This window comes from Pseudochrobactrum lubricantis (assembly GCF_041929865.1).
GTDB classification, from domain to species: Bacteria; Pseudomonadota; Alphaproteobacteria; order Rhizobiales; family Rhizobiaceae; genus Pseudochrobactrum; species Pseudochrobactrum saccharolyticum.
Genome location: NZ_JBHEEE010000001.1, coordinates 740,666 through 761,546 on the forward strand (window position 1 = coordinate 740,666; position 20,881 = coordinate 761,546).

Genomic DNA, 20,881 nt, shown 5'->3' on the forward strand with positions numbered 1-20,881 from the left:
ATTATGAGAAGAATTACCGTCCCCCACTCCCGTTCAGCCCTCATTGGCAGCAGCCTTTTTGTTACTCTGCTGCTGGCAGGATGTGCCAATACACATCATGTAACAGTCGGCGCCACGCCGGATGATTACCGTACCAATCATCCGATCACGATTCAGGAGCGTGAAAAAACAGCGGATATTCCTGTTAGCCGGAATGATCGCAAACTTAGTATCACACAGCGCAGCATTGTGCAGAATGCCGTTGACGGATATCGTCGCCAAGGTTCTGGCATGGTTTTCATCCTTTTACCTGAGGGCAGTGCCAATCAGTCTGCCGCCTACCGGATCAGTATGGATATTGCCAAAGTCTTAAGGCAAGGCGGTGTTCTGGCCAGCAATATTGCAACCCAGAGCTATCAGGTGAATAATCCGCAAATCTCCGCGCCTGTTCGTATCAGCTACTATGCGATGACAGCAGGGACAGGTCCGTGCGGAAGATGGCCTGCTGATATGCTGAGTACGGCTGAGAACAAGCATTATGCGAATTTTGGCTGTGCATCACAGGCGAATCTGGCAGCTCAGGTGGCAAATCCGGCTGATTTCCTCGGGCCTCGGGCCACATCGCCGCTGAAAGGTACGCGTAATGACCGCATTATCAGCGGAGACGAAGGCTATGAGGCTATGTCACCGACCGCAACAGGAGCTTGGCAGGATTCTCGCAGTCTAACAGCACAGTATTAAAGACGCATAATTTCTGCCGCCGGATCCAAAAACATCATCCGGCGCGTATCATCGAAATTTTGCTTTAAACGAATAAAAAAAGGTCGTGATCGTGGAAGACAGTGTCACATCAACAACTATGTTGCAGGATGCAGGTACGGATATAACCCATATCCGCCCGCTGCCGCGCCTGAATATTGATGCGTTCTGTGAAACAGAAGCTGGCCTGTCTGTTTTGCAGGCCTGCTCTCAAGACAGACGCCTGACGCGTACCCGCTGGCATATTCGCTCCGGTGGAGTCGATGTGGCACTGGAAGCCTATCAGAGCACTTCCACACCGCATCTTATTATTCTTGAAAGTGCTGCAGGACAGGATCAGCTGCTTGCAGATATTATGCAACTTGCCGAAGTCTGCGACAGCGGAACCCGCGTTCTGATTATCGGCCGCAGTAACGAAGTGCGCCTATATCGTGAATTGATCCGCAATGGCGTTTCCGATTACCTTGTTTCTCCTGCAAGCCTGACGGAAGTTATATCCGTACTGGATACATTATTCACGGATCCGGCAACTGCACCATCCGGCAGAAATGTTGCCGTTATTGGTGCAAAAGGTGGTGTTGGTTCATCAACACTGGCCCATAATATCAGCTGGAGTCTCGCCAACCAGTTCAAACATGAAGTTGTATTGGCGGATATGGATTTGCCATTCGGCACGGTCAATATTAATTTTGATCAGGATCCGACACTTGGTATCGCTGACGCAGTCTATGCACCGGAACGGGTGGATGAAGTCTATCTTGATCGCCTTCTGGCAGAGAGTTCGGAACATTTATCGCTGCTGGCAGCGCCGTCCACACTCGAAAAAACCTATGATTTTGACACGGAATCCTTTGTTTCCGTGATCGATGCTGCTCTTCGTACCACACAATTGCTGGTACTCGACATACCACATAGCTGGAACAGCTGGACACGTACAACACTGATGCGGGCTGATGAGATTGTCATCGTTGCCACACCGGATTTAGCCAGTTTGCGCAATACCAAGAATTTGCTGGATACGCTGATCCTGCTGCGACCGAATGACAAGCCGGCGCATCTCATTCTGAACCAGACCGGCGTACCGAAACGTCCTGAAATTTCTGCTGCGGATTTCTGCTCACCGCTGAATATTAAACCTTTGGCTGTGATTGAATTTGATCCGCAGTTTTTCGGTACGGCGGCCAATAATGCCCATATGCTCGCAGAAGCCGATCCGAACCACAAGATTTCACAAAAAATCACTGAAATCGCACGCGAACTGCTTGGCAAACATGATGTACCGGAACAGGGCAAAAAAGCTAAACCGCTGGCCGGGCTTCTCAGTAAGTTTAAACGCAAAAAATCTGCCTGACGGACAAGGATAAACAACAGCCATGTTTGGAAAAAGAGGTGCAGCCTCCCCAACCACCGGTACTGTAAAACCTGCTGCTGCGACAGCCGGTCAGACAGCGAATTTGACTCCGCCGTCACAGACCAACACGGCTGTATCTGCATCGGAAAAGCCTGCTGTGAAAGCACCAGCAGCACCGGTCGTCCGTGAAAAATCGCAGGCATATTACGATACAAAATCCCAGATATTTGCAGCGCTGATTGATACAATCGACCTGTCTCAATTATCAAGAATGGATGCCGATGCCGCGCGTGATGATATCCGCGAGATCGTCAATGATATTATCTCGATCAAGAATTTCGTTATGTCGATTGCCGAGCAGGAAGAACTGCTTGATGATATTTGCAACGATGTTCTGGGTTATGGTCCGTTAGAGCCACTGCTGGCGCGTGATGATATTGCCGATATCATGGTCAATAGTGCACGAAAAACCTATATTGAGGTCAATGGCCGTGTGCAGGAAACCAATGTCCGTTTCCGCGATAATCAGCAATTGCTGAATATCTGCCAGCGTATTGTTTCTCAGGTCGGCCGCCGTGTTGATGAATCCAGCCCGATCTGTGACGCCCGTCTTCCGGACGGCTCCCGTGTGAACGTTATCACTTCTCCGCTCGCCATTGACGGCACAGCCCTGACCATCCGTAAGTTTAAAAAAGACAAGCTGACACTGGATCAGCTGGTTCGTTTCGGCAGTATTTCGCAAATGGGTTCGGAACTGCTGCAAATTATCGGCCGCGTGCGCTGTAATATCATTATTTCAGGCGGTACAGGTTCCGGTAAAACCACGCTCCTTAACTGTCTGACACGCTATATTGATGAAACTGAGCGTATCATTACCTGCGAAGACTCGGCTGAACTGCAATTGCAGCAGCCGCATGTCGTTCGTCTGGAAACCCGCCCGCCCAATCTTGAAGGCGAAGGCGAAATTACCATGCGCGATTTGGTTAAAAACTGTCTGCGTATGCGTCCTGAACGAATTATCGTCGGTGAAGTCCGTGGCCCTGAAGTTTTCGACCTGCTTCAGGCCATGAATACCGGCCATGACGGCTCAATGGGCACAATCCACTCCAACAGCCCTCGCGAATGTCTGAACCGTATGGAAGCCATGATTGCCATGGGCGGCTACACATTGCCGCAACGTACCGTGCGTGAAATTATTGTCGGCTCCGTTGACGTGATTATTCAGGCGACACGTCTGCGCGATGGTACGCGCCGGATTACCCACATCACAGAAGTGGTGGGAATGGAAGGTGATATCATCATCACGCAGGATCTGATGAATTTTGAGTTCCTCGGTGAAGACATTAACGGTAATATTATCGGGCGGCATGTATCAAGCGGTATCGGCCGGCCGGCCTTCTGGGAGCGGGCGCGCTACTATAATGAAGATCAGCGGCTGGCGACCATTCTGGACACGATGGAGGTCGCCGGCAGTCCTCAGATATAGAGCTGTCAGAGTGATTTTACTTTAAAACAAACTCAGTTTCTTTGTTGGATATGATACCGAACGAACCGAAGCAGGCACTGAAAGGGCACTTCAATGAACGGCACAACAATTATGCTTGTTGTCCTGGCTGCAATTGCGGTCGGTGCCCTGCTCTATGCAATTTTTTTCGACCGTATTACGACTGAAAAAACCGGTCAGAAACGCCTTGATGCCATCAAAAAGACTACGGCAAGCCGTGCTGTTATGCGGTCAGAGCGTGAAAAAGCCAGTGAGGCACAAAAGCGCCGCCGAACATTGCAGGATAATCTGGACGAGCTTGACCGTCGCAACAAAACACAAAACAAAACTCAAAAAAACCCGCCGCTACGTATATTATTGGCTCAGGCAGGTCTGAGCTGGAGTGTCCGGCAGTTTTATCTCATCAGCACGGCGAGCGCCTTTATCTGTTTTCTGCTCGGGCTGATGGCTGGCATTCCTTTGATTATGGCGCCGCTGATTGCCCTGATTGGCTTTTTCGGGGTGCCTCGCTGGATCGTCATGCATTTTCGCAAGAAGCGAATGAAAGCTTTCTTGAATGATTTTCCGAATGCGCTGGATGTCATCACCCGCTCCTTGCGCTCCGGCCTTCCTTTGAATGACAGTCTGCGCTTGCTGGCAAATGATGCGCCTTCTCCGGTCAAGGAGGAATTTCGCCGGATTGTTGAGGCGCAACAAATGGGACTAACAATACCGGAAGCTGTCGCCAAAATGCCGGAAAACATGCCCTGCCCTGAAACAAACTTCTTTTCAATTGTGATACAAATTCAGTCGCAGGCCGGCGGCAATCTGTCTGAAGCATTGGGTAATTTGTCGCGTGTTTTGCGTGACCGTAAAAAAATGGCAGCCAAAGTCCAGGCCATGTCACAGGAAGCCAAAGCATCAGCTGCGATTATCGGCGCATTGCCATTTTTTGTTGCCGGAGCAATTTCTTTGATGAGTCCAGACTATATCACGCTATTGTTCACAACCTTCCCAGGAAATATACTATTAGTAATTGCTCTAATTATGTATTCACTCGGAATTTTTGTGATGAAAATCATGATTAATTTCAAAATGTAAGCGGGGCTGGTGATGCAGAATTTTTTTGAAACCACGCTCTTCCAGCGGCAAACGCTCATCAGCATTTTCATCATGTTTGCGATGTTCGCAACCATAATGACGCTTCTGCTGCCCTACTTTCAGCGTAACCCGCTGAAAAACCGTATGAAATCCGTAGCACTAGAGCGTGAGGCTCTTCGTGCCCGCGAAAGAGCGCGGATGGCTAATGATAAAGAACGCGGCATCAGTCTGCGCCATCAGCAAAAAGCCGGAATTCGTGACTTTGTTGAAAAACTGGATCTGCGCCGCGCTCTGGCCGATGAGAAGACCGTCGCATCATTGCGACAGGCAGGGTTTCGCGGACAAAATCCGCTCAATGTTTTTCTTTTCATGCGGTTTATTCTGCCCTTCGCATTTCTCGGTTTAGCAATATTCTGGATATTCGGTTTGGGTATGCTGGAACAGCAAAGTGCTTTTATGCGCTTTCTGATTTGCATTATTGCCGCTTATGCCGGTTTCTATGCACCCAATCTCTATGTCAGTAATATTGCAGCCAAGCGCCGTGAATCCATCACACTGGCCTGGCCTGATGCCCTCGACCTGATGCTGATTTGCGTCGAATCCGGCATGTCCACAGAAGCAGCCTTTCGCCGTGTTGCCGACGAAATCGGTATTCAGTCGGTGGATCTGGCTGAAGAGCTAATGCTGACCAATGCTGAACTGGCCTTTTTGCCGGAGCGCCGTCAGGCCTATGAGAACCTTGCCAACCGCACCGGTATGGAAGCCATTAAATCCATGACACAGGCGCTTATTCAGGCGGAACGTTATGGTACGCCGGTTGCAACCGCCATGCGTACACTCTCGCAGGAAAGTCGTGATATGCGCTTGCTGGCAGCTGAAAAGAAAGCCGCAGGGCTGCCGCCGAAACTCACGGTTCCGATGATCGTCTTTTTCCTGCCGGTCTTGTTCATGGTTATTCTCGGTCCCGCGATGATCCAGATTTTTGGTGCAGGTGGTATCGCCGGAAACTAAAACAAAAACGCCTGCCTGAATATTCTCTTCAGGCAGGCGTTTTGTTTATAAGCTTTACAGAAGATTTACGCCTGTTTTTTAACGCCCTGCTTCGCCAGCATTGCACGCAAATAATCGGTATTGGCTTTTGCCTGTTCCGGTGACAGTTCGCGGGAGGCAATGGTCTCTGCTTCCTGAAAACGCCCCTGAAGGCCGACGACCAGCGCCAGGTTTTGGCGGACACGGCTGTCACTGCCATTTGCGGTTGCCGCCTGACGCAGATATTTTTCAGCAGTTGGCAGATCACCGCTTAAGACATAAGACATTGCAAGATTGGAGAGGATTGAAGCCTCACCCGGCTTGATCTGCAGCGCTTTCTGATAGATTGCACGGGCATCCGCGGAATTGCCCTGCTGGTCGAGAATAGCCCCTTCCGCAGACAACAAACGCCAGTCCGGATAATCCGGTGTCTGTGCACGGCGAACTGCATCCAGCGCCGCATCCAGCTCACCTGCACCAGCCAGAGCTTTGCCATAAGCCGCCAGAACCTGCTTGTCCTTCGGCAATTGAATGGCGATTGCCCGCATTACAGCCAGCGACTGATCACTGCGGCCTGCCATGCTCAGCACAGTCGCATAATTCAGAGCGGCCACTTTGCTGGTCGGGTTCTTCTGATAATGCGCACCATAGGTCTGAGCGGCCTGTGCGAGCTGCTGCGCATTCATTTGCTCAATGGAACGCTCAGCCTTGGTGCCAGTGCCTTTAGCAACCGAGCCGGTTGTGGTGCGGTCCACGCTGTTGCAACCAGCGAGTGCCAGTCCAGTGATGAAAAGAGCAGTGGTGAGTGTCAGAAAACGGCTTTTTCCGTAACGCAGGCCACGGCATGATTTATCCGATTGTTCAAAAGCCAGCGCATTTTTCTGCATCAAACTGTCTCCATAAAATACGGTCGTTGAAAGCGCCTGAAATCAGTCCTCTGCATTAACCCGCGCTTCACCTGAATATGATAAAATCAATATTCCATTAACCCTAATAGAGAGTTAATTATTAAGCTAACATCAGCGACTCATGCCGCTCTCCTGAAAATAAATACCGGAAATCAATATGACCTCCCTGCCTCTTTCTGCGAACCGTGCTGCTCTTCTCGATCAACAGGCTGCGGACAGCCGCCCGATATGGCTGGTCACACCGGAGACACTGGCGAATGGTCAGTTTCCGCAAACTGTCCTCAACTGGGCAGCAGCCAATGCCTATAAAGGCAAAGCCGGACAATTACTGACACTGGCCAATGAACAAGGACAGATCAGCGGCGCTTTATTCGGCATTGAACCGGCGGACAAAGACAAGAGCGGCGAAGGTCGTCTGATCGGCGGCAAACTTGCCCGCCTCTTGCCTGCAGGCAACTGGCATATTGAAGGTAAAGCTGACCATGCGGAATTATTCGCGGTTAGCTTTTTGCTCGGCGGCTATCAGTTCAATCGCTATAAAAAAGACGCTTCTACAGAAGAGCAGGGCAGCGTTTCGCTGTATATTTCCGGCCTGTCCGATCTGGCGGAAACCCGTCGTCTTGCCGATGCCAGCGCCATGACCCGCGATCTGATCAACACACCGACCAGTGATATGGGGCCGGACGCACTGGAACTGGCAGCCCGTAACCTTGCAACGGCTTATGGCGCGAAATTCACTGCTGTTATCGGTGATGATCTGCTGAAGCAAAACTTCCCGATGATCCATGCTGTCGGCCGTGCCAGCGATACTGCACCGCGCCTGATTGACTTCACTTGGGGCAAAGACAGCGATCCGAAAGTCACTTTGGTTGGCAAGGGCGTATGCTTTGATACCGGCGGTCTCGACATCAAACCTGCCAGCGGCATGTTGCTGATGAAGAAAGATATGGGCGGTGCCGCCAATGTGCTGGGTCTGGCGCGTATGATTATGGATGCCAAACTGCCGGTGCGCCTGCGTGTGCTGATCCCAGCGGTTGAAAACTCCATTTCCGGTAATGCATTCCGCCCGAGCGATATTCTGACATCCCGTGAGGGACAGACCGTTGAAATCGGCAATACCGATGCGGAAGGCCGACTGGTTCTCGCTGATGCGCTGACCTTAGCCGACGAAGAAAACCCGGATTTGATCATTGATATGGCGACCCTGACCGGCGCTGCCCGCGTGGCACTGGGGCCAGATCTGCCGCCATTCTACAGCCATGATGAAGCTTTTGCTGCAAAAGTAGCAGAACAGGCGGCAGCACAGTCCGATCCGCTCTGGCGTATGCCGCTCTGGATACCATATGAGGCCAAACTCGCCTCGAAAGTTGCGGACATTAACAATGTGACCACCGACGGTTTTGCCGGTTCTGTTACAGCAGCACTGTTCCTCTCGCGCTTTGTCAAAAATGCCAAGGTCTGGGGTCACTTCGACATTTACGGCTGGACACCGGTTGAGAAATCCGCAGCCACTGTCGGCGGTGCTGCACAGGGTATCCGAGCGCTTTATCAGGTTATCAAACAACGCTATGTTTAAGCCTCTTGCAGGTTCAATTCAAAAGCAGTTGAATACGCTACACGTAAAGTAAACAAGCAGCCTGCCTGTACTCACGGGCAGGCCTTTCTCTTAAACAAGTGGCATTTCATGGCTGTCGAGTTAAAACCACTACAGGCGCTGACGCTGTTACAGACCGTTTCCCTGTCGCAGGTGCGTGACGAAACTCATGATCTGACATGGCGGCAAATGGCCATATTGCTGACAATCTATCTTGAAACACCGCCTCATACGGTACGTGCGCTGGCTGCGCGTCTTGGTGTGACTAAACCTGTTATTACCCGTGCGCTGGATACAATGGGCACGATGGGGCTGGTCAGCCGCCATCGCGATCCGCAGGACCTGCGTAATGTCCTGATTAAACGAACTGTCAGCGGCGCGCTCTATGTTGAAAGACTGGGCGACCGCGTTATCTCCAAGTCCAGGGAATTGCCTTTATGACCCAGCCTGACCGTCGTCTCCATGCCTATCGTCCTGATCTGGCGGATAGTGCTTTACGCGGAAAAGTCGATGCCGCCACCTTTACAGAAGGCAAGCGCAAACGTGTACTCGTTCCCGTCAGCGATCTGCGTAGCAAGCCTGAACTGACCAGCGGCCCGCAGAGTCAGATTCTCTATGGCGATGAAGTCACCGTTTTTGAGCAGGCCAATGGCTGGAGCTGGGTGCAAGCTGTGCGCGACGGCTATGTCGGCTATATGCCCGATAGCGAACTGGGTGCAATTAGTAATAAACCAACCCATCGTATCTGCGTACCGCGCACTTTCATCTATTCCGGAGCTGATCTGCGTTTCCGTCATATCAGTGCTCTGTCCCTCGGCTCAGTCGTTGAGATCACCGAATTCGTTGAAAACCGTGGTAGCCGTTACGGCATGCTGCCGGATGGCACAGCGATTTTCGCCAAGCATCTGCGGGCGATCAACGAGACTATTGCCGATTATGTCACCACAGCCGAAAGCCTGATTAACACGCCTTATCTCTGGGGTGGCACCTCCGGTTTTGGCATTGATTGCTCCGGACTGGTACAGCTTGCCATGCTGGATGCAGGGCGCGATGTGTTGCGCGATTCCGATATGCAGGGCGATCATCTGGGTGATGTGATTGATGCCGGTAAGGATTATGCCAATCTGCAGCGTGGCGATCTGGTGTTCTGGCCGGGTCATGTGGCGATTATGGCAAGCCCCGATATGATGATCCATGCCAATGGCCACACCATGACCGTAGCCTATGAGCCGCTGCGTGAAGCAATTGAGCGAATTGCGTATCTTTACGATTTACCTTCTCACTTCCGCCGCCCATAAAATAAAAAAGCCGCCGGAAATTCCGGCGGCTTTTTTTGTAAGCTCTATCTCAAACCTTTGGCGGCAATACGCGGTCCGGTGTGCGATGCCCGTCCCAGAAGGCGCGGATATTGACGATGACCTTATCGCCCATATCAATACGTCCTTCCAGCGTGGCAGAGCCCATATGCGGCAGCATCACCACTTTGCCCTCAGAGGCCAGTTTCAGCAGGCGCGGATCAACTGCCGGATGCTGTTCAAACACATCAAGACCGGCACCGGCGAGCTTGCCCTGCTCAATCTGATGGATCAGCGCATTTTCATCAACAATCTCACCGCGTGACGTATTCACCAGATAGGCATTGGGCTGCATCAACTCGATGCGGCGTGCAGACAAAAGGTGAAATGTAGCCGGTGTCGAAGGGCAATTGACGGAAATAATATCCATCCGTGCCAGCATCTGGTCGAGGCTGTCCCAATAGGTCGCTTCCAGCTCTTCCTCAACTGCCGCATGAACCCGCTTGCGGTTGTGGTAATGGATAGCAAGGCCAAAAGCTTTGGCACGGCGTGCAACAGCGGTGCCGATACGCCCCATGCCGACAATACCGAGGCGCTTGCCCCAGATGCGCCGGCCGAGCATCCATGTCGGTGACCAGCCCGGCCATTCGCCGGAAGTGGAAAACACATTGGCTCCCTGCACAAGACGGCGCGGCACAGACAGAATCAGCCCCATCGCCATATCGGCAGTATCTTCTGTCAGAACATTCGGGGTATTGGTCACGGCGATCCCGCGCTTGGCAGCAGCGGTTACATCCACATTGTCCACGCCATTGCCGAAATTGGCGATCAGCTTCAGATTGGGGCCTGCCTGCTCAATCAGCTCCGCATCAATCACATCGCGAATCGTCGGCACCAGCACATCGGCCTCGCGCATGGCCGAAGCCAATTCTTCACGCGACATTTTATGATCATCAATATTCAGGCGCGCATCAAACAATTCGCGCATGCGCGTTTCAACAGGATCCGGTAATTTCCGGGTAATGACGACCAATGGTTTCTTTTTGCCCGACATTTCTACCCCTTTGATGTGTCGCGTTGAGACCTCCTTAACCAAGAAGGTGCAGAGTGCGGCATTGTCATGGTTCATACACTGTCTAGCAAGGCAGACGAACAAAGACAAAGAAAAAGCGCCGGTTCTGGTCTCCTAACGTCATATTGATCTTACAGACCAATCTTGCAAACCGTCGGGACGACTATACCAGAATATAAGCCGGTCAGGACTGCGAATGAAACAGCATATGCATAAAACAGAAAAATCAAATTTTTGTCTGTTACTGGCTATAGGCCTGCTTTCCTGCCTGTTTCTGCTGTCACCTTTATCCGGCTCGCATCATGCCTATGCACAGGACGCTTCCGAAGGTGCAGAACCGTCTTCCGCGGAAGAAGGTCCTTCCGGTGAAGATGCACCGAGCAAAGAAGCAGCCTCATCTGCCAATCTTGGGCCAAGCGGCCTGCCGATCCCGCGTTTTGTCAGCCTGAAGCCTGCCCGTGTGAATATCCGTGTGGGTCCGGGGCGCGATTATGCGGTGTCATGGCTTTATACCAAATCGGGACTGCCGGTTGAGATCATTCAGGAATATGACAACTGGCGCCGCATCCGCGATGCCGATGGCACAGAAGGCTGGGTCTATCAGTCACTTCTGGCCGGCAAGCGCACTGCTATCGTTGCCCCGTGGGAGCGCGGCAAAACGGATAATGTGATTGATCTTTACGCCAGCGCCAGCGACACATCCCGCGTTGTTGCCCGTGCAGAAGCAGGTGTCATCGCCACTATCCGTGAATGCACCGGCCAGTGGTGTCAGCTCGAAACACAGGGCACACGCGGCTGGATCCGTCAGGGAAAAATCTGGGGTGCCTATCCGGATGAGGTTTTTGACTAGAGCATAATTTTAAAATGTTAGAACGACCATTGTGTGCCAAGCTGGCACACGGCGCTCTAACCGGAGCCTTGATCCGCTTTTGAATATCTGGTCTTTCATGGTGTTTTGCGCGCATCTGTCCCCTTCTCAAGCTAAGGGAAAAGCGGTAAAAGCCGCGCCATGAAGGATCAAACAGCACCCAACCCGCATCATCCGGCTTCTGACACTCCGTTAACTGTCGCTGCCTCCGGTAATAATCTGGCCAATAGCCGTAAGGTTTTTGTCAAAACCTATGGCTGCCAGATGAATGTCTATGACAGCCAGCGCATGGCCGACAGTCTGGCTGCAGAAGGTTATGTCACCACAGACAGCCCCGATGATGCGGATATGGTTTTGCTTAATACCTGCCACATCCGCGAAAAAGCTTCTGAAAAGCTCTATTCTGCGCTGGGTCGCCTGCGTAATTTGAAAAATAAGCGTCAGGCGGACGGCAAAGATCTGATTATCGGTGTTGCCGGTTGTGTGGCACAGGCGGAAGGCGATGAAATTCTGCGCCGTTCGCCGACTGTTGACCTTGTGGTCGGCCCGCAGACCTATCACCGCTTGCCGCAGGCGCTTGCTCAGGTGCGTGAAGGCCGTCAGGTTGTCGATACCGAATATGCAGTTGAAGACAAATTCGAACATCTGCCGCTTGCCAGCCGTGAACAGGTACGCAAACGTGGCGTTTCCGCATTTCTGACGGTGCAGGAAGGCTGCGATAAATTCTGCACCTTCTGCGTTGTGCCTTACACACGCGGTTCAGAGGTTTCGCGTTCCGTTGCCCAGATCATCAATGAAGCGACAAAGCTGGTTCAGGCTGGTGTGCGTGAACTGACCCTGCTTGGCCAGAATGTCAACGGCTGGCATGGCGTTGGCGATGACGGCCGCGAATGGGGTCTGGGCGAATTGCTCTATCGTCTGGCGGAAATTCCGGGCATTGCCCGTCTGCGCTACACGACCAGCCATCCGCGCGACATGGATGATGCGCTGATCAATGCCCATCGCGATCTCGATATTCTGATGCCTTATCTGCATCTGCCGGTGCAGGCCGGTTCCGATCGTATTCTCAAAGCGATGAACCGCAAACATAAAGGTGAGGATTATATCCGCCTCATCGAGCGTATCCGGTCCGTGCGCCCTGATCTGGCACTGTCCGGTGACTTCATTGTCGGTTTCCCTGGTGAAACCGATGAGGATTTTGAGGACACAATGCGTCTGGTGCGCGAAGTGGGTTATGCGCAGGCCTATTCGTTCAAATATTCCTCCCGTCCGGGTACTCCCGGTGCCGATCTGCCCAATCATGTGGAAGAATCCGTGAAGGACGAACGTCTGCAGCGCTTGCAGGTGCTACTCAGCGGACAGCAATATGCATTTCAGAATAGTCTTGTCGGCACGGAAATGGATGTACTGCTTGAAAAGCCGGGACGCTTTGAAGGGCAGATGATAGGCCGCTCACCATGGCTCATTCCGGTAATCATTGAAAATATTCCGGGCGAAGTCGGTGATATGATCCGCGTACGTGTCAATTCCACCGGCACCAACAGCCTTGTCGCCGAAAAATTAGCTTAAATAACGCTAGCCGTTGTCCGGCTCTGCTTTCCCGCGTGACAGTGTCATTAATCTGTACCATAATCGTGTCAGATATGATCCGTCACGGCGGATCAGCGCACTGACAATTAAATAAAGCTAAACCGCAATCAAGGAGAGCCGGTTGAACGTCACCACGGGCAAACAGGTTAGCAAAGAACTGAAAAAACCCGCCACCACAATCCCTGCTCTGCAGGATGGCGCTTCTGATATGGCTCATATAGTCCTCGATTTCGACAGCAACCGGCTGGCGAGTGCGCTGTTTGGCCAATTCGACGAGAATCTCGCTTATATCGAGCAAAAACTTGGTGTCGATGTCCGCTCCAAAGGTAATCAGCTGATCCTGCGCGGTGAAGCAACTGCCACAGCACAGGCGCGGATGGCACTGGATCACCTCTATTCGCTTTTGCAAAAAGGTCATGACCTGAGCAAATCCGATGTCGATGGTGCCCTGCGGATGGCTGCAACTGCAACGCCGGTGCGTGATGACCAGCTGAGCCTGCCAACCCTTGAAACCAAAACCCGCCTTTCCGCGGCACAAATCTCCACACGCAAAAAGACCATCTTTGCCCGCACGCCGACGCAGGATGCCTATATGCGTGCGATGGAGCGCTCGGAACTGGTTTTCGGCACCGGCCCTGCCGGTACCGGTAAAACCTATCTCGCTGTTGCCCATGCCGCCATGCTGCTGGAGCGCGGACTGGTTGAGCGGATTGTATTGTCCCGTCCTGCGGTTGAAGCCGGTGAACGGCTCGGCTTTTTGCCGGGCGACATGAAAGAGAAGGTCGATCCTTATCTGCGCCCGCTCTATGATGCGCTTTATGACATGATCCCTGCGGATAAAGTCGAGCGAGCACTGGCCGCCGGTGTGATTGAAATTGCACCTCTGGCCTTCATGCGCGGTCGTACACTGGCACATGCGGCTGTTATTCTTGACGAGGCGCAAAACACCACATCCATGCAGATGAAAATGTTCCTGACCCGTCTGGGTGAAGGTTCGCGCATGATCGTCACCGGTGATCCGAGCCAGATCGATCTGCCCGCCGGTCAGAAATCCGGCCTTGTGGAAGCGCTGGAGATTTTGGGCGATGTTGAAAACATTGTCACTGTGCGCTTCAGCGATAAAGATGTGGTGCGCCATCCGATGGTTGCAGCTATTGTCCGCGCCTATGAAAAGCGCGGTGCTGCCAAAACGCTGAAACATCATAAAGTTAGTGTGACTGAGGGTGAAAACACGCCTTCGGAAACCTAAATAGGTTCTTGGATTACAAATTGACTTTTATAACAGCCCGTCTCTTTGCAGGCGGGCTGTTGTCTTAACAATAAACCGGTTCACGAAACAAAAATGATTACAATCGACATTCTCATTGAAAGTTCTCTTTGGGAAACCCCGTCGGGGGACGACAATGAAACCTATGAAACGCTTGCCCGATCCTGTGTCGATGCCGTCTGGGCGCGGCTTGAACTGCCGCAGCAAGAAACCGAGCTCAGCCTTGTTCTGACCGACGATGCCTCGATCCGCACGATTAATGCGCAATGGCGCAATAAAGACAAAGCCACCAATGTGCTGTCTTTTCCGGCCTTTGACATCGCGCCGGGCGATGCTCCGGGGCCGATGCTCGGCGATATTATTATTGCGCGGGAAACTGTCGAACGTGAAGCTCTTGAAGAAAACAAAAGCTTTAATCAGCACCTGCATCACATGATCGTGCATGGCCTGCTGCATCTGCTGGGTTACGATCATGAAGATGATGAGGAAGCAGAAGAAATGGAGGGACTGGAGCGCGAAATTCTTCATGCTCTTGCCATACCTGATCCTTATACTGTACATTCAACCGATAATGAAAACGATTGACCATGGCTGATCAGACTAATCACAATTCTTCAACGGGCGCTGTTCACAGCGACGCCGTTTCTCAGAACGATCCGGAAGCGCAGAGTACGGGGCAAAATCCTGCACGAGCGGCAGGATCTGAAAAACGCTCACTCCTTTCCGGATTATTTCCGTTTCTCCGTTCGCGCCAGACCAGCTCGATCCGCGAAGATCTGACGGATGCGCTGTCCGATGATGCGAACAGCGACACAGCTTTTTCCGCCGAAGAAAAGGCAATGCTCAACAATATTCTGCGCCTGCGGGAACTTCGCGTCGATGACGTGATGATCAGCCGCGCTGATATTGAAGCTATCGAATATTCAACACCGCTGGGTGAATTGCTGGAGCTGTTTGAGTCCTCCGGCCATTCCCGTATGCCGGTTTATGTTGAGACGCTCGATGATGCGCGCGGCATGATCCATATCCGCGATGTTCTCAACTACATCACCCGCATGAGCAGGCAACAGCCTGCCGGTTCGGAACAGCCAGCCGCTGCCAAGCGCTATGATCTGTCCAAAATTGATCTCACAACACCAATCAATGAACTGAACCTGATGCGCAAGGTGCTGTTCGTGCCTTCCTCCATGCTGGCAAGCAGCCTGATGGCGCGTATGCAGGCGAGCCATATTCAGATGGCGCTGGTTATCGACGAATATGGCGGCACAGACGGCCTCGTTTCGCTGGAAGACATTGTTGAAATGGTTGTCGGCGATATTGAAGACGAACATGACGATGAAGAACTGTCGCTGATCCGCAATCCGGACGGTTCCTATACAGTTGATGCCCGCGCGGAACTGGAAGAGCTGGAACAACTGATCGGCGCAGGCTTTACGCAGGGCGAAGACAGTGAAGATGTGGATACGCTCGGCGGTCTTATCATCTCGGCTCTGGATCATATTCCGGAAACCGGCGCGATCATTGATGTGTTGCCTGCCTACGAGCTGGAAGTACTGGAAGCCGATTCACGACGCATCCATAAAGTGCGCATCACACCGCGAAACGGGGATTATTTCCAAGGCTAGAGCGGTTTACGTCCAGATTGGAATCATAGCGCTCGCTCTGGATTCTTTATTTGGTCGCATTATCACGGGCGTCAAGTTGATCCAACTTGACTGTGAAATGCTCTAACAGCATCATAATCTATTAAAACACCGCCGCAACACCGGCGGTGTTTTTTATCGCTGTATTCTCTTCTCAGTTTTTCTTAATCTTCGGCTCATAAACTGAGTAGAGCGCCTTATCCCCATTGAGAGACCGAATATAGTGAACAGCCTTTATCTCCGCCTGACTGAAAACCTCACCGGCTGGCGTAAAGCGCTCCTGACCATTCTCGCCGGTGCAAGTGTCACGCTGGCATTGCCGCCTTTTGATTTTTTGCCCGCCGGATTTATCGGTTTTCCGCTGCTAGTGCTGCTGATTGACAGTTCGGGTACAACAACCGCAACCGGATGGAAGCGCCTGCTCCCTGCTTTTCGCACCGGCTGGTTGTTTGGTTTCGGCTATTTTCTCGCCGGTCTCTGGTGGATCGGCATGGCATTGCTGGTCGATGCAGAAAATTTCGCCTGGGCATTACCATTCGCTATTCTCGGCCTGCCTGCCTTTCTGGCGTTTTTCTTCGCTTTTGCTGCGGCATTTGCACGGGTTTTCTGGGGGGCAGGTCTCATCCGTATTCTGGTGCTGGCCATCGCACTCGGCGTTACAGAATGGCTGCGCGCTTTCATTCTCACCGGTTTTCCTTGGAATGCGCTCGGCTATATGCTGATGCCGACACCATTGCTGATGCAGTCAGTTACGATTACCAGTCTCTATGGCATGAATATTCTTGCTGTGGTGATTTTCGCCATGCCTGCTCTATTGTTTGGCAATAAACGACAGCGCTATGGCTGGCGCAGCGGATTAATTACCGCCTGTGCCCTGTTGATTGCCCATGCCGGTTATGGCGCATGGCGCTTACAGCAGGCTCCCGCTTTGTCAGAGCAAGGCGCTGATGCACCTGTTATCCGTTTGGTTCAGGCCTCCATTGCACAGGATGCCAAATGGGATAATCAGCTGCGCCGCGCGATTTTCGACAAGCATCTTGATCTCAGTACCCGCCCGCCTGCCAATGGCCAGCCGGTGCCTGATGTGATTATCTGGCCGGAAACCTCCGTTCCCTATGTGCTGCCACAGGTCGAGGAAGCCTTGAGCGCCATCGGCAAGGCACTTCAGCCGAATCAAATGCTGCTGGCCGGAGCGGTGCGTGGTGAGGGAGAGGATCTCTCCGCCTATTATAACAGTATTTTCGCGGTAAATGCCGCCGGTCAGGTGACCGCAACTGCCGACAAAGTGCATCTTGTACCATTCGGTGAATATCTGCCGCTGGAGGGTTTGCTACGCTCTGTCGGCATGCAGGAAGTGGTGGAATTACCCGGCGGCTTTACCGCAGCACCGGCGCGCCATGCCCTCAATGTCAGCCCGAGCCTGACCCTGCTGCCTTTGATCTGCTATGAGGCGATTTTCCCGTCCGAGCTTGGCTATCAGGGCAAGAGTGTTGATGCGATCATCAATATTACCAATGACGCATGGTACGGCAATACACCGGGGCCTTATCAGCATTTCCGGCAGGCACAATTGCGCGCTGTAGAACAGGGACTGCCTTTGCTGCGCGCAGCCAATAACGGTATTTCAGCGATTACCGATTCTTACGGTCGAATCACCAAACATCTCAACCTGAATGAAGTCGGATTTATTGATGGCCGTCTGCCACCAAAAGCGACAGGCTTCTGGCGCAAACCGGCAGGAGAAACACAGTTCTTCACACTTCTGTTCATCTTGCTCGTAATTTCATGTGGTTTACATGCCATCCGTACCGAGCGTTTCGGTTGACATCATATTTTTGATGTTATGATATACACATGAAACTGATGAAATTTCAGATGAACCCTATAATTCTCCGAAAAATATGCTGATTTAAGCAAACCATTTTTCATCAAGGAAAGCTCGCATAAGCGAGGAGCATTTGTGAATGACTGAGAATAAAAAGAAACCCAATCCCATTGATGTTCATGTGGGCAGCCGCATCCGGTTGCGCCGGAACATGCTTGGCCTCAGTCAGGAAAAACTCGGTGAAAATCTCGGTATTACCTTCCAGCAGATTCAAAAATATGAAAAAGGCACCAACCGCGTCGGTGCCAGCCGCCTGCAAGCCATTTCATCCATTTTGAGTGTACCGGTTGCCTTCTTTTTTGAAGATGCACCGGAGCAGGCCGGACAGCAGAACGGCGGTTTTGCGGAAGACAATGAAACAACCTATGTTGTTGATTTTCTTCAGACAAATGAAGGCGTGCAGCTGACACGCTATTTTACAAAAATCACTGATCCGAAAGTGCGTCGTAAAATCATTGATCTGGTAAAAACCCTTGCCAATGATGATGATTAATCTCTGAAGCGCCAGAGGCGCGAATTCGGTAAAAACAGAATCCCTGAAACTGCCCTATCCTATTGTTTTGTCGCATTATAGCAGGTGCTTAATGCGACAATTTGGCAGCTTCTTGCGTTAAATCTCGCACATAAACACATGCAGATAGTTGTATATCTTGTCATTTCGTGCTGATTATACGCGCAAATAACGTCTGATTTCTTTATAGAGCGATTGCTTCACTTTCATTCCGTAGCAGACAGGCTTTTCTGAAAGCGGCCTGAAACGGTTTGAAAACGGCGCGCAATGAATTATCAGCAGTTCGTGCGCAGAAATGCACAATGCTGAAAGCAACTGTTTCTCCGGAGAGTACAATGCTCCGCAGATTTTCAAGAGGGGTTTCCCGTGTCACGCAGTTCATATCTTTTCACCAGTGAATCGGTATCCGAAGGTCATCCGGATAAGGTTTGTGATCGTATTTCCGATGAAATCGTAGACATGATCTACAAGGAAGCACGTAAAACCGGTGTTGATCCGTGGTCTGTACGTATTGCCTGTGAAACCCTTGCCACTACCAACCGCGTCGTGATTGCCGGTGAAGTGCGTGTGCCGGACACATTCCTGAAAAAAGACAAAGCCGGTGAAATTCTGCTCGATGCCAAAGGCCATAAGCAGATCAACCCTTCCCGCTTCCGTTCCGCTGCCCGCAAAGCCATCCGTGAAATCGGCTATGAACAGGAAGGCTTCAACTGGCGCAATGTGAAAATTGACGTGCTGCTGCATCCGCAATCAGCGGATATTGCGCAGGGCGTTGATAATGCTGCCGACCGTCAGGGGGAAGAAGGTGCGGGCGATCAGGGCATTATGTTCGGTTATGCCTGCCGCGAAACGCCGGATCTGATGCCGGCACCAATCTATTATGCCCATAAGATTCTTGAGCTGCTTTCTGCTGCCCGCCACAAAGGCGAAGGCGATTATGGCAAGCTCGGCCCTGATGCCAAAAGTCAGGTCACAGTGCGCTATGCCGATGGCAAGCCTGCGGAAGTCACACAGATTGTGTTATCGACCCAGCATCTCGATGCTTCATGGGATTCCGCGAAAGTCCGTCAGGTCGTTGAGCCGGTAATCCGCGAAGCCCTTGGTGATCTGCCGATTGCTGCAAATTGCAACTGGTACATCAATCCGACCGGTAAATTCGTCATCGGCGGACCGGACGGTGATGCCGGTCTGACCGGACGTAAGATCATTGTTGATACTTACGGCGGTGCAGCTCCGCATGGCGGCGGCGCATTCTCCGGCAAGGACACGACCAAGGTTGACCGCTCCGCAGCCTATGCCGCGCGTTATCTGGCCAAGAATGTGATTGCTGCCGGTCTTGCCGACCGCTGCACCATTCAGCTGTCCTATGCGATCGGCGTTGCCCAGCCGCTCTCGGTCTATGTTGACCTGCACGGCACCGGCAAAGTTGCCGAGAGCGATGTGGAAACCGCGCTGCGTCAGGTGATGGACCTGTCGCCAACCGGCATCCGCAAACATCTCGACCTTAACAAACCGATCTATGCCAAGACCGCATCCTATGGCCATTTCGGCCGTAAAGCTGGTCGCGACGGCTCTTTCTCATGGGAAAAGACAGATCTGGTCAAAGCACTGAAAGCTGCGCTTAAGGTCTGATTTCATTCTCCATATTCCGGGTTTCAGGGCACCATGTTTCTCTCATGGTGCCCTGTTTCTTTAACAGCCACACAAAAAATCAGTAGACTTTCCGTCGCTGATTATGTGTAAAGCGGCTTATTCCGATTATCTGAACCATAAAGAAACGTGCCGATGTCTGATACTGAACGCAACTGTGACCTCAAGGATGAAGCCATGAGTGCAGAGTCCTCTGAACAACAGCCACGCGGCTCACGTGCGACGGAAGCTTTTTATGGCCGCCGTAACGGCAAACCTTTGCGCCCGCATCAGCGTTTTCTGCGCGAAGACCTGTTGCCGCAGCTCAAACTTGATCTTCTGAGCCCTGCGCCGCAGGATCTGCGCACACTATTTATGACCGATGTTTCGAAAGTGCGTATGGAAATCGGTTTCGGCGGCGGCGAGCATCTGGTGCATGAAGCCACCCGCAAACCGGAAGCCGGTTTTATCGGTGTTGAGCCTTTCGTCAACGGTATGGCGAAAATGCTTGGCGCACAGGATGCCAATCCGCTGCCGAACCTGCGTCTCTATGATGACGATGCAACGCTGGTACTCGATTGGCTGCCGGATGCCTCACTTGACGGTATTGATCTTTTCTATCCTGATCCGTGGCCGAAAAAGAAACATTGGAAACGCCGTTTTGTCAGCCAGAAAAACCTCAGCCGCTTCGCCCGCGTGCTGAAGCCCGGCGCTTTGTTTCGCTTTGCCTCCGACATTGATACTTATGTCAACTGGACACTGCAGCATTGCCACGACCATGGTGCGTTTGAATGGCAGGCACAAAGTGCTGCCGACTGGCACACACCATATGAAGCATGGCCGGGCACACGCTATGAAGCCAAAGCTTTCCGTGAAGGCCGTCAGGCTGCTTACCTTACCTTTATCAGGCGATAATT

The 20,881-nt window shown here is 52.1% G+C and carries 19 protein-coding genes; 17 read left to right on the forward strand and 2 right to left on the reverse strand.

Features of this window, described 5'->3' with window-relative positions; genetic code table 11:
* The first annotated feature begins 3 nt into the window (after window positions 1-3).
* The 5 genes from JNC80_RS03170 to JNC80_RS03190 all read left to right on the forward strand — a co-directional run bounded on the left by JNC80_RS03170 (window position 4) and on the right by JNC80_RS03190 (window position 5,684).
* Window positions 4-720 carry a CpaD family pilus assembly protein gene (locus JNC80_RS03170; protein ID WP_376709489.1) on the forward strand — a complete coding sequence of 239 codons (717 nt, stop codon included), beginning with the start codon at window positions 4-6 and terminating at the stop codon, window positions 718-720.
* 91 nt (window positions 721-811) lie between these two features.
* A complete protein-coding gene (locus JNC80_RS03175; protein WP_376709490.1) occupies window positions 812-2,089 on the forward strand; it encodes a CpaE/TadZ family protein in 1,278 nt (425 codons plus the stop codon).
* A gap of 22 nt (window positions 2,090-2,111) precedes the next feature.
* Window positions 2,112-3,575 (forward strand): TadA family conjugal transfer-associated ATPase, encoded by a 1,464-nt coding sequence (locus JNC80_RS03180; RefSeq protein ID WP_022709204.1) that lies wholly within the window; start codon window positions 2,112-2,114, stop codon window positions 3,573-3,575.
* A 93-nt stretch (window positions 3,576-3,668) separates the two neighbouring features.
* Window positions 3,669-4,673 carry a type II secretion system F family protein gene (locus tag JNC80_RS03185; RefSeq protein WP_376709491.1) on the forward strand — a complete coding sequence of 335 codons (1,005 nt, stop codon included), beginning with the start codon at window positions 3,669-3,671 and terminating at the stop codon, window positions 4,671-4,673.
* Window positions 4,674-4,685: 12 nt separating this feature from the next.
* Window positions 4,686-5,684 carry a type II secretion system F family protein gene (locus JNC80_RS03190; protein WP_220158792.1) on the forward strand — a complete coding sequence of 333 codons (999 nt, stop codon included), beginning with the start codon at window positions 4,686-4,688 and terminating at the stop codon, window positions 5,682-5,684.
* 65 nt (window positions 5,685-5,749) lie between these two features.
* On the opposite strand, the gene JNC80_RS03195 is transcribed toward JNC80_RS03190, so the two are convergent.
* A complete protein-coding gene (locus JNC80_RS03195) occupies window positions 5,750-6,589 on the reverse strand; it encodes a tetratricopeptide repeat protein (RefSeq protein ID WP_376709492.1) in 840 nt (279 codons plus the stop codon).
* Between the two features lie 178 nt (window positions 6,590-6,767).
* Between JNC80_RS03195 and JNC80_RS03200 the strand changes: the two genes are divergently transcribed.
* From JNC80_RS03200 to JNC80_RS03210, 3 genes are all read left to right on the forward strand, one after another.
* Window positions 6,768-8,186, forward strand: a complete 1,419-nt coding sequence (locus JNC80_RS03200) for a leucyl aminopeptidase family protein (RefSeq protein ID WP_376709493.1) — start codon at window positions 6,768-6,770, stop codon at window positions 8,184-8,186.
* A 108-nt stretch (window positions 8,187-8,294) separates the two neighbouring features.
* Window positions 8,295-8,645, forward strand: coding sequence for a MarR family transcriptional regulator (locus tag JNC80_RS03205; protein ID WP_116088694.1), 351 nt, complete (start codon window positions 8,295-8,297; stop codon window positions 8,643-8,645).
* Window positions 8,642-9,502, forward strand: a complete 861-nt coding sequence (locus JNC80_RS03210; RefSeq protein ID WP_376709494.1) for a C40 family peptidase — start codon at window positions 8,642-8,644, stop codon at window positions 9,500-9,502. The genes JNC80_RS03205 and JNC80_RS03210 overlap by 4 nt, the downstream gene beginning before the upstream one ends.
* A 49-nt stretch (window positions 9,503-9,551) precedes the next feature.
* Here JNC80_RS03210 and JNC80_RS03215 read toward each other — a convergent pair whose 3' ends face one another.
* On the reverse strand, window positions 9,552-10,553 hold the full coding sequence (locus tag JNC80_RS03215; protein WP_075653989.1) for a 2-hydroxyacid dehydrogenase: 1,002 nt from the start codon (window positions 10,551-10,553) through the stop codon (window positions 9,552-9,554).
* A 214-nt stretch (window positions 10,554-10,767) separates the two neighbouring features.
* Between JNC80_RS03215 and JNC80_RS03220 the strand changes: the two genes are divergently transcribed.
* The 9 genes from JNC80_RS03220 (at window position 10,768) to trmB (ending at window position 20,879) form a co-directional block, all read left to right on the forward strand.
* Window positions 10,768-11,421: an SH3 domain-containing protein gene (locus JNC80_RS03220; RefSeq protein ID WP_376709495.1), complete on the forward strand. Its 654-nt coding sequence runs from the start codon at window positions 10,768-10,770 to the stop codon at window positions 11,419-11,421.
* 159 nt (window positions 11,422-11,580) lie between these two features.
* The gene (miaB, locus tag JNC80_RS03225; protein WP_376709496.1) at window positions 11,581-13,008 is read left to right on the forward strand and encodes a tRNA (N6-isopentenyl adenosine(37)-C2)-methylthiotransferase MiaB; all 1,428 of its coding nucleotides are present in this window, start codon (window positions 11,581-11,583) and stop codon (window positions 13,006-13,008) included.
* 229 nt (window positions 13,009-13,237) lie between these two features.
* Entirely contained in the window at window positions 13,238-14,278 is a 1,041-nt protein-coding gene (locus JNC80_RS03230; RefSeq protein ID WP_033315941.1) for a PhoH family protein, read from the forward strand.
* 93 nt (window positions 14,279-14,371) lie between these two features.
* Window positions 14,372-14,881, forward strand: coding sequence for an rRNA maturation RNase YbeY (gene ybeY, locus JNC80_RS03235; RefSeq protein ID WP_022710346.1), 510 nt, complete (start codon window positions 14,372-14,374; stop codon window positions 14,879-14,881).
* Between the two features lie 2 nt (window positions 14,882-14,883).
* Window positions 14,884-15,921 carry a hemolysin family protein gene (locus JNC80_RS03240; RefSeq protein ID WP_022710347.1) on the forward strand — a complete coding sequence of 346 codons (1,038 nt, stop codon included), beginning with the start codon at window positions 14,884-14,886 and terminating at the stop codon, window positions 15,919-15,921.
* 241 nt (window positions 15,922-16,162) lie between these two features.
* On the forward strand, window positions 16,163-17,764 hold the full coding sequence (lnt, locus tag JNC80_RS03245; RefSeq protein WP_376709497.1) for an apolipoprotein N-acyltransferase: 1,602 nt from the start codon (window positions 16,163-16,165) through the stop codon (window positions 17,762-17,764).
* Window positions 17,765-17,903: 139 nt separating this feature from the next.
* On the forward strand, window positions 17,904-18,317 hold the full coding sequence (locus JNC80_RS03250) for a helix-turn-helix domain-containing protein (protein WP_022711333.1): 414 nt from the start codon (window positions 17,904-17,906) through the stop codon (window positions 18,315-18,317).
* Between the two features lie 384 nt (window positions 18,318-18,701).
* Window positions 18,702-19,967 carry a methionine adenosyltransferase gene (metK, locus tag JNC80_RS03255; RefSeq protein ID WP_022711334.1) on the forward strand — a complete coding sequence of 422 codons (1,266 nt, stop codon included), beginning with the start codon at window positions 18,702-18,704 and terminating at the stop codon, window positions 19,965-19,967.
* Between the two features lie 195 nt (window positions 19,968-20,162).
* Window positions 20,163-20,879 (forward strand): tRNA (guanine(46)-N(7))-methyltransferase TrmB, encoded by a 717-nt coding sequence (trmB, locus tag JNC80_RS03260; RefSeq protein WP_376709639.1) that lies wholly within the window; start codon window positions 20,163-20,165, stop codon window positions 20,877-20,879.
* Window positions 20,880-20,881 lie beyond the last annotated feature (2 nt).